At 45.4% G+C, this 13,741-nt stretch carries 13 protein-coding genes and 1 riboswitch; of the genes, 8 read left to right on the forward strand and 5 right to left on the reverse strand.

The features are described 5' to 3' along the window. Positions 1 to 117: 117 nt before the first annotated feature. The 5 genes from ACTQ16_RS10685 to ACTQ16_RS10705 all read left to right on the forward strand — a co-directional run bounded on the left by ACTQ16_RS10685 (position 118) and on the right by ACTQ16_RS10705 (position 5,774). Complete coding sequence (locus ACTQ16_RS10685) at positions 118 to 828, forward strand: hypothetical protein (protein WP_441937351.1); 711 nt, start codon at positions 118 to 120, stop codon at positions 826 to 828. Positions 829 to 838: 10 nt separating this feature from the next. Then, positions 839 to 1,663, forward strand: a complete 825-nt coding sequence (locus ACTQ16_RS10690) for a glycosyltransferase family 2 protein (RefSeq protein WP_441937352.1) — start codon at positions 839 to 841, stop codon at positions 1,661 to 1,663. An 8-nt stretch (positions 1,664 to 1,671) separates the two neighbouring features. Continuing rightward, positions 1,672 to 2,241: a dTDP-4-dehydrorhamnose 3,5-epimerase gene (rfbC, locus tag ACTQ16_RS10695; RefSeq protein ID WP_441937354.1), complete on the forward strand. Its 570-nt coding sequence runs from the start codon at positions 1,672 to 1,674 to the stop codon at positions 2,239 to 2,241. Between the two features lie 172 nt (positions 2,242 to 2,413). Then, positions 2,414 to 2,602 carry a hypothetical protein gene (locus tag ACTQ16_RS10700; protein ID WP_441937356.1) on the forward strand — a complete coding sequence of 63 codons (189 nt, stop codon included), beginning with the start codon at positions 2,414 to 2,416 and terminating at the stop codon, positions 2,600 to 2,602. A gap of 289 nt (positions 2,603 to 2,891) precedes the next feature. Beyond that, positions 2,892 to 5,774 (forward strand): DEAD/DEAH box helicase, encoded by a 2,883-nt coding sequence (locus tag ACTQ16_RS10705; protein WP_441937358.1) that lies wholly within the window; start codon positions 2,892 to 2,894, stop codon positions 5,772 to 5,774. 98 nt (positions 5,775 to 5,872) lie between these two features. Here ACTQ16_RS10705 and thiH read toward each other — a convergent pair whose 3' ends face one another. The 5 genes from thiH to thiS all read right to left on the reverse strand — a co-directional run bounded on the left by thiH (position 5,873) and on the right by thiS (position 10,856). Further along, complete coding sequence (gene thiH / locus ACTQ16_RS10710) at positions 5,873 to 7,012, reverse strand: 2-iminoacetate synthase ThiH (RefSeq protein WP_006848700.1); 1,140 nt, start codon at positions 7,010 to 7,012, stop codon at positions 5,873 to 5,875. Positions 7,013 to 7,016: 4 nt separating this feature from the next. Beyond that, on the reverse strand, positions 7,017 to 8,711 hold the full coding sequence (gene thiC, locus ACTQ16_RS10715; protein WP_441937360.1) for a phosphomethylpyrimidine synthase ThiC: 1,695 nt from the start codon (positions 8,709 to 8,711) through the stop codon (positions 7,017 to 7,019). Between the two features lie 182 nt (positions 8,712 to 8,893). Beyond that, positions 8,894 to 9,667 (reverse strand): thiazole synthase, encoded by a 774-nt coding sequence (locus ACTQ16_RS10720; protein ID WP_089542780.1) that lies wholly within the window; start codon positions 9,665 to 9,667, stop codon positions 8,894 to 8,896. 308 nt (positions 9,668 to 9,975) lie between these two features. Beyond that, positions 9,976 to 10,626 carry a thiamine phosphate synthase gene (locus tag ACTQ16_RS10725; RefSeq protein ID WP_441937362.1) on the reverse strand — a complete coding sequence of 217 codons (651 nt, stop codon included), beginning with the start codon at positions 10,624 to 10,626 and terminating at the stop codon, positions 9,976 to 9,978. A gap of 32 nt (positions 10,627 to 10,658) precedes the next feature. Further along, positions 10,659 to 10,856 (reverse strand): sulfur carrier protein ThiS, encoded by a 198-nt coding sequence (thiS, locus tag ACTQ16_RS10730; RefSeq protein ID WP_153125928.1) that lies wholly within the window; start codon positions 10,854 to 10,856, stop codon positions 10,659 to 10,661. A gap of 189 nt (positions 10,857 to 11,045) precedes the next feature. After that, positions 11,046 to 11,141, reverse strand: a riboswitch (TPP riboswitch). A 198-nt stretch (positions 11,142 to 11,339) separates the two neighbouring features. Here thiS and ACTQ16_RS10735 point away from each other — a divergent pair. From ACTQ16_RS10735 to ACTQ16_RS10745, 3 genes are all read left to right on the forward strand, one after another. After that, positions 11,340 to 12,218, forward strand: coding sequence for a M48 family metallopeptidase (locus tag ACTQ16_RS10735; RefSeq protein WP_294970770.1), 879 nt, complete (start codon positions 11,340 to 11,342; stop codon positions 12,216 to 12,218). A 22-nt stretch (positions 12,219 to 12,240) separates the two neighbouring features. After that, the gene (locus tag ACTQ16_RS10740; protein ID WP_441937363.1) at positions 12,241 to 12,693 is read left to right on the forward strand and encodes an NfeD family protein; all 453 of its coding nucleotides are present in this window, start codon (positions 12,241 to 12,243) and stop codon (positions 12,691 to 12,693) included. A 70-nt stretch (positions 12,694 to 12,763) separates the two neighbouring features. Continuing rightward, positions 12,764 to 13,714 (forward strand): SPFH domain-containing protein, encoded by a 951-nt coding sequence (locus tag ACTQ16_RS10745; RefSeq protein ID WP_294970765.1) that lies wholly within the window; start codon positions 12,764 to 12,766, stop codon positions 13,712 to 13,714. Positions 13,715 to 13,741: the final 27 nt, after the last annotated feature.

Consider the following 13,741-nt stretch of genomic DNA (forward strand, 5'->3'; position numbering starts at 1 on the left):
GATGGAGGGCTAAATTGCGTATTCTTGTCTCAAAATTAGAAAAATGATGCCGCCGTGCAAAGGTACAACATTATTTTGAGATTTGCAATACGGAGTTGAGCGGATACTTACACTGTATTGGCTATCTGTTTAGGCGGAAGAGAACCGATTGTTGGTGCAATGTGGTTTGTGTATGTGCTTTTCATGGCTCTGATAGGTTTATCTATTGTTTCCTGGGCAATCAAGAAGATTGCAAAGAATGATAGACAATATGAGTGGATGAGATTCATTGCATTGCTGACAATGTGTATGATAGCAGGTATTCTTAGTAATAAGTATGGTTTGACCATCCGTCGATTTAGTAATACATTTACTGCAATGCTGTTGATATATGTTGGCAAAATAATGTATCAGAATATAAAATTGTCTTTTAATAATGGATATTTGGCAATTGTATGTGGATTGGTGGCTTTCGAAGTTGCTTGTATGCTTGGTGGTGTAGCTCTGAATGGTAATGAATATAAAGATATTCTTCAGCTGTTAGTTGCTGCGCCTGCAGTTCTATATATAATAATGTATATAGGTAAGCATATCGAGGCTAATGTAGTAGGTAAGGCTATCGCATATATTGGAAAGGACTCTTTTTATGTGATGGCTTTGCACTTTGTTGGCTTTAAAATTTGTACTTTAGCATTGCAAGGCATAGGTTATGGGGGGGCAAATCTTAGTGATTTGACTCCAGGTGTTGATGGTAATAATCTCTTGCTTTTTGTTTATGCTCTATTTGGAGTAGGGTTCCCATTATTGTTTATGTGGGGATTTAGGCAAATTAAAACTTTAATTAAATAATAATGTAATTATGGAAAATCCTATGGTATCTATCATTACGGTAGGTATGAATCATTTAATATATATAAAGGAGCTTTATAGGTCCATATATGCGAAAGAAACAAAACCAAATGTTTCTTTCGAAGCCATTTATGTAGATAACTGCTCAAAAGATGGTAGTGTGGAATTTCTTCAAAAGGAATATCCACAAGTGAAAATTATCAGGAATAGAACCCCTAAAGGATTTGGTGAGAATAATAATATTGGTGCATTAGCATCGACAGGTAAATATCTAGCCATCATCAATCCTGATGTTTCTTTTTGCAAGGGAAGTCTTGATTCGCTTTACGATTTTATGGAAAAGAATCCCGAGGTAGGTATTGCCGTTCCTCACCTTTTTAATAAGGACTTGACTCATCAATTTTCTATTAGAGGATTTATTACTCCAATGATTTTTGTGAATCGTGTACTGTCGCATGGTAAGGATGATGCAGCAAACAAGGCTGTAGAGAAATATCTGTGTAAGAATATTGATGTGGAAAAGGTTCAACCTGTAAATTGGGCAGTTGGTGCAGCTCTCTTTGTTTCAAGAGAGGTTTATAGCAAACTTGCTGGATTTGATAAAGACTATTTCCTATATATGGAAGATGAAGACCTCTGTTTAAGGTCTTGGCTAATGAATAGACCTGTTGTTTATGTACCTCAATCGCAGATGATACATAATCATCTGCGTGCTAGTGCAAAAATAGGAAAAAAAGCTTTTATGCATTTCAAGAGTTTAAGGACTTTCTTTAAGAAGCATGGATATTCTATACCGGATTTTGCTGGTGCTTGTAAGTTGAATTTTATTTTGTAATTGCTATTATGGAAATAATAAAGACTGATATTGAAGGCGTGCTCATTATTGAGCCTCGTCTGTTTAGAGATGCTCGTGGCTATTTCTTCGAGAGCTTTAGCGAGCGAGAGTTTAAAGAGAAAGTGGAGCCATTGGTTGGCTACAAGGTGGAGTTCTGCCAGGATAACGAAAGCATGAGTAGTTATGGTGTAATGCGAGGCTTGCATTTCCAGAGGCCTCCGTTTACACAGAGCAAGCTGGTAAGATGCGTGAAGGGTAGAGTGCAGGATGTTGCCGTGGATATCCGCAAGGGTTCGCCGACATACGGTAAGCATGTGGCTGTGGAACTGACGGAAGATAATCATCGTCAGTTCTTTATTCCTAAGGGCTTTGCGCATGGTTTTGCTGTATTATCAGAGACTGCGGTATTTCAGTATAAGTGTGATAACTTCTATCACCCAGAGGCTGATGGGGGTATCTCGATACTGGATGATTCTCTCGGTATCGATTGGCGCATTCCTACGGAACACGCTAATCTTTCGGAAAAGGATACAAAACATGAGGTGTTGAAGGACTTTGAAAGTCCTTTTGAAAACTAAAAGAAAGGGCTCTTCCTAAAAATATTGAGGTGATATTTTTCGAATCCCTCCGTCTTCCTTTAGCCAAAAGGAGGTTTTTCTAAAATCATCCCGTCCTTCTTTACCATTAAAGAAGGCTCCACCTCTCATCTCGGTCTTCTCCCCTCAGGGAAGAGGAGGAAAACCGCCCTTAGTGCTGACTTTTCTACCTCTCCGTCTCTCCTGCAAGGAGAGCTCCACCTCTAACCAAGCCTTCCTCCTCAGGAGGAAGGATGTAACCGCCCTCCGGTGCTCAGAACCGCTACGCTCTATGGATGGCGGACCATCAAAGGTCTTCGCCATGTTATGCGGGATGGGACCGCATGGGGATGACTGGTTATAGTTTATATCCAGGTTATTTGCTGGTAAATTGCTGATTTCTTTTGATTTTCTTGGTGGTTTCGAGGAAAAAGTGTATTTTTGGAAAGTTATATAAATAATATCAGAGAAACACAAAGGGATAAGATTTATAATTTTAATTATATACTTTAAGATTGGCAGGGCTTTTGATGAAGCTCTGCCTATCTTTTTGACTTTTCTTAAAAAAAAGATACCATATTACTTTTTAACATACTGATAGGTGTCACTGCTTGGAATATAGCAGGGACGCTATATTCATTATATGCTTTTATATGAAGAATATTAAACTCTTTGATTACCAGGAGGATATGAAGGAACGGATTGAGAAGGCGTTGCGCCTTCATCGGTCCGTGATGGCACAAATGCCAACGGGTACGGGAAAAACGGTTCTACTCGCTTCGGTCGTAGAATCGTTTTTGAGGGAACATTCCAATTGTCAGGTTTGGATTGTTGCCCATAGAAGGGAGTTGGTTTCTCAGATTCGAGAAACGATTCAAAGAGTTTTTTTCGAATCACCCCGTCCCTCTTTAGCCAAAGAAGGTTTTTTTTCGAAAACCCACCCGTCCTCCCTTACCCTTAAGGGAGGCTCCACCGCTTTCCCCAAGCCCCTTTCCCCTCAGGGGACAGGGGATGTAACCGCCCTCCGGTGCTCAGAACCGCTACGCTCTAAGGTTGGCGGACCATCAAAGGTCTCGCCAGATCGTTTGTGCGGTGTAAACCGCCTTGCTGAAAAAGAGGATGATACTTCTTTCAATTTGATAGAAAAGCCGTTGGATTCTTCACTCTTCACTCTTCGTTCTTCACTTATAAAGGCTGTGTCGATACAATGGTTGTCGAAGCACTATGACGAGATAGAGGAAGAACCGGGGATGATTGTGATTGACGAGGCGCACCATGCGCTTGCCAAGACCTATAAGGGGATGTGGGAGAGATTCCCGAATGCTAAGTTCCTGGGACTGACGGCTACTCCTTGCCGATTGAATGGTAAGGGATTCACTGATCTGTTTGATGTCTTGGTGCAGTCGTGGAGTGTTCCTGAGTTTATCAGCAAGGGAAGATTGGCAACATACGATTTTGTGAGCATCAAATCAGATGGTGTGACGCAACGGCTCATCGACTCCTTGCAGAAGCGAGGAGCAGATGGTGATTATCAGAACAAGGAAATGGATATGCTGCTGAATAAGAAGCCGAGTATCGAAAGGCTCTATCGGAGCTTGGAAGAATTTGGTAAAGACAGAAAGGGCATCGTGTATGCCATCAATATCAGTCATGCTAATGCTATTGCCGAGTTCTACAGAGAACACGGCATCGCGGCTGTTGCTATTGATAGTAAAACGCCAAGTTCTTTACGAAAAGAACTTATTGAAAGGTTCAAATATTCTTCTTTTTCGAAAACCCAACCATCCATCCTTCATAAGGATTTTTCGAATCACCCCGTCCCTCTTTCCAAAGAGGGCTCCACTTTCTCCCCAAGCCCCTCTTCCTCAGGAAGCGGGGATGTAACCGCTCCTCCTCGTCGCTCGGAACCGCTACGCTCTAAGGATGGCGGACCATCAAAGGTCTCGCCAGATTGTTTGTGCGGTGTAAACCGCCTTGGTGATGGTCTTGGGGACCGCCTGGGTGCTACTTGCTTGCGGCCTGCAGATAAAGTTGGCGATAGACTTGCTGCTACTTGTTTGCGGGCTGCTGATGGGCTTGGTACTACTTGCTTGCGACCTGCTGATGGGGCTGCTGATAGACTTGCTGATAGACTTGCTGATGGACTTGCTCCTATACAAGTATTGGTGAATGTGGACATCTTCTCGGAGGGATTTGACTGCCCGGATGTGGAGTTTGTACAGTTGGCACGACCAACGTTGTCGCTTGCCAAGTATCTGCAGATGGTAGGAAGAGGATTGCGAGTAGCCAGGGGAAAGAAGAATTGCGTGATTATAGATAATGTGGGACTATATCGGGTGTTCGGGTTGCCTTCGCAAGTATGGAACTGGAATGCTATGTTCGAGGGAAAGCTGAAAGTTGGCAAGAGAAAGGAGACTCCGAAGGATAGAGAGTTTTTCCTGATGAACGAGAAGCAAGACGATATTCTGATTCATCCAGACTCAGAAATGATGATGGTGATGAGCCATGAAGAATTGCTCCAAACGATACAGTATCGTGAGTTTGTAGATAGCAAAGGGGAGTTTGGCATCATCAAGCTTCCTGATGGGAAGATGACGGTAGTGAACCGGCAGGGAGAACAAGTCTTGGAGCCAGGCGATTACCGTGACATGAAGCTGTTGGATGGCAACATCCTGTTCTACCGACATCGCAGAAAGGAGGTCTGCTATTATGACCTGTTGTCTGGAGCTATTATTGACGATGGTTCCAATGTTTACGATGTTCCAAAGGTGGTTACGCTAGAAGGTTGGGAGTTCATCAAATATGGAGATGTTTATATGTCTCGCACCTACGAACATTTCTCTTGGCCATATTGCCCTTCCAAATATGACCTGTTCAATTTTGGGGATTACCTGATATATCGTTATAATTATTTAGTAGATAGTGGTTGCCAGGAATGGTACTATTATGAAGGAGGCAATGGCTTGATGATGAAGGCTACTATAGATAGTAATCGAGTATGTTTCTTGCGTGGTGATTATGAACATGTGTATTGGATGTGTGCCACTCTTCGTTGTGGTTGTATCGTGGTTATGGACAGCAAGCAGGACTACTACCTGGTGGATGCATATTTGAAGAAGACCTATATTGGATGCAATAACCCAAAGAATGAAAATGAAGATCTTCATATTGTAATGCCTCGCCTTGGCAAGAAATACTATGATGAGATGATGTTACAGGAGAAGAAAAAGGAAGCAAGCGAGATGATTCTTTTGCATGAAAAGTCTGTAGCAGGACATGTGGAATTATATCAGGCTGGAAAGAAATGGGGCATAAAAGTGGATGGCAGAGTTGTCGTGCCACCCCTTTATCGCAGCATAGCGCAACCTGTTGGTGCCTATTGTGCCTTTGAAGAGATTCCAAGATATTGGGGTATTATGACCTTAAAAGGCAAGGTGATAGTTGATGCCAAATATGAGAAGGTCGAGATTCGTGATGGAGGGATCGCCGTGGTAACTGATATCACGGGGAAAACACAGACCATCCATCTGAAATGATCTATTATAGGGGCGTCAGTCTGAGAATATTAACAAAAAAGAGTGTGTCATGAATTTATGATACACTCTTTTTTTTATTCTGTTTAATTACATCTTCTTTATCCGTTTGCGATATTTCCGAAGAAATCGAATGAGGCATCCCAATCCTTCCATACTGGCTCTCTGCCCAATTCCTTCAATCTCGCATTGATTACCTTGGCGGTACGCTCATCGCTTACGGTGAACTGCTCCAATGCCTGAGGATAGGTATGGTAACCACCAGGATTTACCTTTGATTCTGCCGACATGGTGGTGACACCCAGTGTTGCCATGTTGTCACGGATGTAGGCTGGCTCACGGGTAGAGTAGGAGATATCTACATCGTGGTCGAAGATACGCATGGCGAAAGTTGCCTGGGCCAACTGCTTATCGGTCATGAAGCAGTTTGGCTGGAAACCTTCGTTCTGTGCAGGGCGCATACGAGGGAAGTTCACGCTGTACTTGGTCTTCCAGTAATGCTTCTGCAGATAGCGCAGATGATGAGCCATCATCACTACATCCGTGCGCCATTCCTTCTCCAAGCCGATGAGCACACCCATGCCGATGGAGTGAACGCCTGCCATACCCATGCGGTCGAAACCATCGCAGCGCCACTCAAACTTGCTCTTCATGCCACGTGGGTGGTAGAGCTTGTAGTGCTCGTGGTTGTAGGTTTCCTGGAAACAGATTACGCCGTTCATACCATGGTCGGCGAGGGTCTTGTAATCCTCTGTAGAGAGCGGCATCACCTCAATCTTCACGTTAGAGAAATACTTCTTGGCGATGTCGATTGCCTTGGCAAGATAAGGGGTGCCAGCCTTGGCTGGGTTCTCGCCCGTAACGAGAAGGATGTTCTCGAATGGAGCCAACTGCTTGATTGCCTTGTACTCGTTCTCAATCTGCTCTGGGGTGAGGATGGTACGAGCCATCGGATTCTCACGATGGAAACCGCAATACACGCAGGAGTTGGAGCATGAATTGGTGATGTAGAGAGGAATGAACATCGACATGGTCTTGCCGAAGCGCTCCTCGGTATATTTGCGGGAAAGACGCGCCATAACCTCCAGGTATGGTTCGGCTGCCGGTGAAATCAGCGCCATGAAGTCGTTCACATCGCAATGATCCTTGGCAAGGGCACGGCGCACATCGTTATCGGTCATTCGAGCAATGCGCTCCGTGGTCTCCTCCCAACTGATATTCTTTAATTCGTCTGAAAACATTTTCTTACTTTTTAAACTTTCTCAAATCGTGTGTCAACTTGGCTGCACAGAAGTTAGGACCACACATGGTGCAGTATTCACCCTCGGTATGACCTGCCTCCTCGAAATACTTCAAGGCAAGCTCTGGGTCGAGTGAGAGGTGGAACTGGTCTCTCCAGCGGAACTCGAAACGTGCCTTGGAGAGGGCGTTGTCGCGGATGGTTGCACCTGGATGACCCTTAGCCAAATCGGCTGCATGAGCGGCAATCTTATAGGTTACCACACCTGTGCGCACATCTTCCTTGTTAGGCAAGGCGAGGTGCTCCTTTGGTGTTACATAGCAGAGCATAGCGGTGCCGAGCCATGCAATCTGGGCGCCACCGATGGCTGAAGTGATGTGGTCGTAACCTGGAGCGATATCGGTAACCAATGGGCCGAGGGTGTAGAATGGTGCCTCGTGACAGTGGTCGAGCTGGCGCTCCATGTTCTCCTTGATCTTCTGCAATGGCACGTGACCAGGGCCCTCGATGAATGCCTGCACGTTCTTGTCCCAGGCACGGGTAACGAGTTCGCCCATGGTATCCAACTCGGCAAACTGGGCTGCATCGTTGGCATCGGCAATACAGCCTGGGCGCAGACCATCGCCCAAAGAGAGGGCTACGTCGTACTGTGCCACGATGTCGCAGATGTCGTCGAAGTGCTCATAGAGGAAGCTCTCCTGGTCGTGATAGAGACACCACTTGCTCATGATACTACCGCCACGGCTCACGATACCGCAGAGACGGCTATCAGCAAGATGCACGTTGTGGCGACGGATGCCGGCATGGATGGTGAAATAGTCAACACCCTGCTCACACTGCTCGATGAGGGTATCACGGAATACTTCCCAGTTCAGGTCCTCTACCTTGCCGTTTACCTTCTCCAAAGCCTGGTAGATAGGCACGGTTCCTACTGGTACAGGACAGTTGCGCACAATCCATTCACGGGTTTCGTGGATGTTGTCGCCGGTAGAGAGGTCCATTAAAGTATCGCCTCCCCACTTGCAAGACCATACAGCCTTATCCACCTCTTCCTCGATGCTGGAAGTAGTGGCAGAGTTACCGATATTGGTATTGATCTTCACGAGGAAGTTGCGGCCGATGATCATCGGTTCGCTCTCCGGGTGATTGATGTTGGCAGGAAGAACGGCACGTCCGCGTGCAATCTCATCACGCACATACTCAGGAGTGATATGGGTATCGATGCCCAACTCCTGGCAGTTCATGTTCTCGCGGATAGCCACGTACTCCATCTCTGGAGTGATGATGCCAGCCTTGGCGTATGCCATCTGGGTGATGTGCTTGCCTGCCTGTGCACGGCGAGGCAACTGGATGTGCTCGAAGCGGAGGTGGTCGAGGCTATGGTCAGCAAGGCGCTGCTTGCCATACTCGCTGGTAACTTCCTTGAGCTGCTCGGTATCGTTGCGGTCGAGAATCCACTGCTCGCGCATTCTTGGCAAGCCCTTCTTCAAATCTACCTGATAGTTAGGGTCGCTGTAAGGACCGCTGGTATCGTAGATGTAAACCGGAGCGTTTGGCTCTGTATGTGGAATGCCGCGCTCATCCTTCACAACAGTAGGAGTGAGGTTTACCTTGGTCATTCCAACCTTGATCTGTGGGAAGATTTTTCCCTGCATATACGCCTTTTCTCTCTGGGCGTAAGCTTTCTTATCGTTTGGCATAATTTTTTTAAAGGTAAAAAGGTAAAAGGGTAAAAAGGTAAAAAGAACATTCTGCTTCTTTGCCTTCATCCTTCATGCCTTTTATTTTTTTAAAGGTAAAAAGGTAAAAGGGTAAAAAGGTAAAAAGAACATTCTGCTTCTTTGCCTTCATCCTTCATGCCTTTGTATATCTATAATTATAATTAGTCGTTGAGGAATGCGGTGAGAGGAGAACTTGCCTCGGCACAATCGCTGATGGCTCCGAGACCAGCCTCGTATGCACGGCGACCGCATACTACTGCTTCCTTGAATGCCTTGGCCATCTCTACAGGGTCACCGGCAACGGCGATGGCTGTGTTAACCAAGCAAGCGCTGGCACCCATCTCCATGGCTTCGGCTGCGTGGCTAGGCGCACCGATACCTGCATCTACTACTACTGGAACAGTAGCCTGTTCGATGATGATCTGCAGGAAGTCCTTCATTCTCAATCCCTTGTTGGTACCGATAGGTGCAGCGAGTGGCATCACGGTAGCAGCACCAGCCTCTTCGAGGTGCTTGCAGAGGGTTGGGTCTGCCTGGCAATATGGCAATACCACGAAACCGAGTTTTACCAGTTTCTCGGTAGCCTTCAGAGTCTCGATAGAGTCTGGAAGAAGATAGCGAGGGTCTGGGTGGATTTCGAGCTTGAGCCAGTTGGTTCCGAAAGCCTCGCGAGCCATCTGTGCTGCGAATACAGCCTCCTCGGCGTTGCGCACGCCACTGGTGTTAGGAAGGAGCTGGATATTTGGGTTCTGCACGATATGAGAGAGCAGGTCGTCCTGCTTGTCTTCGAGTTCGATACGCTTCATGGCAACGGTCACCATTTCTGTTTCAGAAGCCTTGATGGCTTCAGCCATGAGCTGGTTGTTGTTGAACTTTCCTGTTCCGAGGAAGAGGCGGGAGTTGAACTCTCGTCCTGCAATTACTAATTTTTCCATTTTTTTTGTATTGTTATTTTTAAATGTTTGCTTATCTGAATCACTTTATCCGCCAGGCGTTCCGACGGTCCTTCATCCGCTAGGCGTTCCGTCGGATTTGCAATCCGTCGTTAAAAAATGTTCGACCACTTAAACCTGGGGATTTGTAATCCCCTTATCAACCTAGTTTGCTGCGGATTTCAAATCCGCAGATCTTAAATAGGTTGGGACCTTTTTTACGCCGGATTGCAAATCCGGCGGGACGCCTAGCGGGCTTTATTTTTTCTGTACGCCTAGGGGGCTTTATTTTTTTGGATGCCTAGCGTCGCTTATCTGAATTCCTTCATCATTTCCATGATATCATGGGTTTCTGATGCCGGGTCCTTGGCATTGAGGATGCAGCCGCTGAGGGCGATGCCGTTAACTCCCGTCTTCATGATGTCGGGGATATCCTCCCTGGTGATGCCACCGATGGCAACGATAGGGATATCGATATTTTCTGCCTTCATCTTCTGGATGATCTCGCGATAGCCTTCAAGACCAAGGATGGGGGAGAGCTTCTCCTTAGTGGTAGTGAAGCGGAACGGACCGCAACCGATATAATCGGCTCCAGCCTCATAGTGAGCCTTCACATCCTCGAAGGTGTTTGCCGTTCCGCCGATGATGAAGTCGTCGCCCAGAATCTTGCGGGCCTCGGCAATCGGCATATCGTTCTTGCCCAGATGCACGCCATCGGCACCCACCTCTTTCACTAGTTCCACACGGTCGTCGATGATGAAGGTAACATTCATGATCTTGCACCATTCCTTCACCTTGTAGGCGATGGGGCGCACCTCATTGTCAGAGGCATCCTTCATGCGGAGCTGAACCCATCTGCAGAGTCCTGTTATCGCCTCGTGGATGCCATCCAGGTAAGTCATCTTCTCATTCTGGTGAGAGATGAACTGCAGTTGAAAACTGTCTAGAGGTATTTTTGCCATAGTCCTATAAACTATAAATTATAAACTATAGATTATCCTCCGCAGAATGCCTTGACAATCACGATGTCTGCGCCCTCCTGGATGAGATGGTTTTCCCATTCATCACGTGGCACCATTTCGTTACTGATGGCTACAGCGCAACCTGTAGCAGGAAGGTCGAGTTCCTGGGCAAGTTCCTTTACGTTCTTTGCCTGAGTTTCTGTCTCTTTGTTGTTGATAGTTACTTTCATAACAGTTCGTTTTTATGATGATATTCATCATGGGAAAAGAAAGATGTTTATCTTTCGCCATCGATGATAATCATCGTTGTTTATTCCTAATAATAATATGTAATCAACACGGAGAACTGTTCTTGAGAAAGTCCGGTATGAATAAAGCCCCTAATCCTAGCAGAAGTTGCACGGAATAGGGGCTCTATCATGATAAGCTTATATCGAATCCCTGCGACAGCATTATCTGTGTCAGGTTCAATGGGTATAATCTCAGCCGAATTTTCAGCACCCCGTGATAATCGTTCGCAAAAGTAATGATATTCTTGGAAAGGAGCAAGAAAGGTGGTTGATTTTTAGGTAATATTAACGGTAGAAGGATAAAAGGTCATACCTTTTGAAATAAATGAGAATTTTTGTTTAGTTTTTTGTTGAATTATTTGGTGGTTTCGGTAAGATATATTAAATTTGCAGTGTAAATATTTTAAAATGTTATAGGTAAAAATGAAAAGTATTAAAATGATGGCTTTGACAGCAGTCACAATTCTTGCGCTGTCATCTTGTGGTACCACTCAGCAGGTGCCTCTTACTGGTAGAACTCATCGCATCTCTGTATCCGATGAGCAGGTCTTGAGCTTGTCTAATCAGGAATACACCAAATATATGGCATCGGCTAAAAAGTCGACAAACGCTGCCAATACTGCCATGGTGCAGCGTGTTGGTAAAAAGTTGGCTAATGCTGTAGAAACTTACCTGAAGAATAATGGCTTTGCCAATGATGTGAAGAATTATGCATGGGAGTTTAATCTCGTACAAGATAAAAACGTCAATGCATTTTGTATGCCTGGCGGCAAGATCGTTGTTTTCGAAGGTTTGTTACCTTATACTCAGAATGAGACTTGTCTGGCTATTGTGTTAGGTCATGAAATTGCGCATGCCGTGGCTAAGCATAGTGCCGAGCAATTGAGTAAGCAGCAGAACCAGCAGGTAGGTACTGCCATTGTGGGTAGTGTGTTGAATCAGGCTGTAGGTAATGGCGTTGGCGATGTGGCTAGTGCCGTAGCCGGACAGTATTTCTCTTTCCGCAACTTGAAATATTCCCGTGACAACGAGACTGAGGCTGATTACATGGGACTTATCTTTGCTGCCATGGCAGGTTACGACCCTCGGCAGGCAATTCCATTCTGGCAGCGCATGTCGCAAGGTAAGAGCGCCAACCAGAGTGATATCTTCAGTGATCATCCTTCGGACGCCAAGCGTATTGCTGCTCTTCAGAAGGAAATGCCAGAGGCTTTGAAGTATTACAAGCCGGCTACTTCTACCTCCAAGACAGTGAAGACCACGAAGGTGTCAACCAAGAAAACAACTAAAAGAAGAAAGTAGTATTCACTAAATATTAACAACTATGATGGATTATATCTCACAAAATCTTTGGCTGTTCTGGACAGTTATCATGTTCATCTGCCTTATCCTGGAGTTGTCTTCGGGTGACTTCTATGTTACGTGCTTTGCCATCGGTGCTTTGGTCAGTATTCCTGTGGCCGTGATGGATGCTCCCTTCTGGGTTCAAGTAGTGGTATGGGCCGTTTGCTCGGTATTGAGCATTCTCTTGATTAGACCACATCTTGTAAAGGCAATAAGACATGGGGCAGATAACAGAAAGAGCAATTATGATGCTTTGGCAGGACAGATTGGTGAAGTGAGTGAGACCATCGTGGCTGGCGGTTTCGGACGCGTGAAACTTGATGGCGATGACTGGAAGGCACAGGCTCCTGATAGTACTGAAGACTTGCAGGTGGGTCAGCGAGTAAGGGTGCTGGGACTTGAGTCTATCATTCTGAAAGTAGAAAAAGTTTAATTCTTGTTTCCTGGGAAGAATTAATTATAAAGGTAGAAATAATCATTATTCACTTAATATCATAAACATCATGAGCATAGGAATTTATGTACTTGCAGCTCTCGTATTGCTCGCACTTGTCGTGGTTAAGAAAACCATCGTTATCATTCCTCAGAGTGAAACGAAAATCATTGAGCGTCTGGGACGTTATTACGCCACCTTGAAGCCAGGTATCAATATCATCATTCCTTTTATCGATCATGCCAAGGACATCGTGGCTATGAGAAATGGAAGATATACTTATACCAACAGCATTGATCTCCGTGAACAGGTATATGATTTCGACCGACAGAATGTGATTACCAAGGATAATATCCAGATGCAGATTAATGCCTTGCTGTATTTCCAGATTGTAGACCCTTTCAAGAGTGTATATGAAATCAACAATTTGCCAAATGCTATCGAGAAGTTGACTCAGACTACTCTTCGTAATATCATAGGTGAGATGGAATTGGACCAGACCCTGACCTCTCGTGATACCATCAATACTAAACTTCGTGCGGTACTGGATGATGCTACTAATAAGTGGGGTATCAAGGTGAACCGTGTAGAGTTGCAGGATATTACTCCACCGGAAAGTGTATTGCAGGCAATGGAGAAGCAGATGCAGGCAGAACGTAACAAACGTGCTACCATCCTTACCTCTGAAGGTGAGAAAGAGAAGCAGCGTCTGCTTTCTGAGGGTGAGAAGGCTGCCATCGTCAACAAGGCAGAGGCAGCCAAACAGCAGGCTATCCTCAGAGCTGAAGGTGAGGCAACAGCCCGTATCCGCAAGGCAGAGGCAGAGGCTATTGCCATTCAGAAGATTACAGAAGCTGTGGGACAGAGTACAAATCCTGCCAACTATCTCCTTGCCCAGAAGTATATTGCCATGATGCAGGAAGTGGCTCAGGGTAAGGATAATAAGGTGGTTTACCTGCCTTATGAGGCTACAAATCTGATGGGATCTATTGGTGGTATCAAAGATTTGTTTAAAGGTTGATTTTTAATAAACGGTACTTTATTATAA

This window comes from Prevotella sp. LCP21S3_D2, from assembly GCF_052118345.1.
Classification (GTDB): domain Bacteria; phylum Bacteroidota; class Bacteroidia; order Bacteroidales; family Bacteroidaceae; genus Prevotella.

Bases quoted from the DNA above. Each gene is read 5' to 3' on its own strand.
- ACTQ16_RS10690 (WP_441937352.1), top strand. From the start codon at position 839: ATGGAAAATCCTATGGTATCTATCATTACGGTAGGTATGAATCATTTA.
- rfbC (WP_441937354.1), top strand. From the start codon at position 1,672: ATGGAAATAATAAAGACTGATATTGAAGGCGTGCTCATTATTGAGCCT.
- ACTQ16_RS10705 (WP_441937358.1), top strand. From the start codon at position 2,892: ATGAAGAATATTAAACTCTTTGATTACCAGGAGGATATGAAGGAACGG.
- thiH (WP_006848700.1), bottom strand. From the start codon at position 7,012: ATGTTTTCAGACGAATTAAAGAATATCAGTTGGGAGGAGACCACGGAG.
- thiC (WP_441937360.1), bottom strand. From the start codon at position 8,711: ATGCCAAACGATAAGAAAGCTTACGCCCAGAGAGAAAAGGCGTATATG.
- ACTQ16_RS10720 (WP_089542780.1), bottom strand. From the start codon at position 9,667: ATGGAAAAATTAGTAATTGCAGGACGAGAGTTCAACTCCCGCCTCTTC.
- ACTQ16_RS10725 (WP_441937362.1), bottom strand. From the start codon at position 10,626: ATGGCAAAAATACCTCTAGACAGTTTTCAACTGCAGTTCATCTCTCAC.
- thiS (WP_153125928.1), bottom strand. From the start codon at position 10,856: ATGAAAGTAACTATCAACAACAAAGAGACAGAAACTCAGGCAAAGAAC.
- ACTQ16_RS10735 (WP_294970770.1), top strand. From the start codon at position 11,340: ATGAAAAGTATTAAAATGATGGCTTTGACAGCAGTCACAATTCTTGCG.
- ACTQ16_RS10740 (WP_441937363.1), top strand. From the start codon at position 12,241: ATGATGGATTATATCTCACAAAATCTTTGGCTGTTCTGGACAGTTATC.
- ACTQ16_RS10745 (WP_294970765.1), top strand. From the start codon at position 12,764: ATGAGCATAGGAATTTATGTACTTGCAGCTCTCGTATTGCTCGCACTT.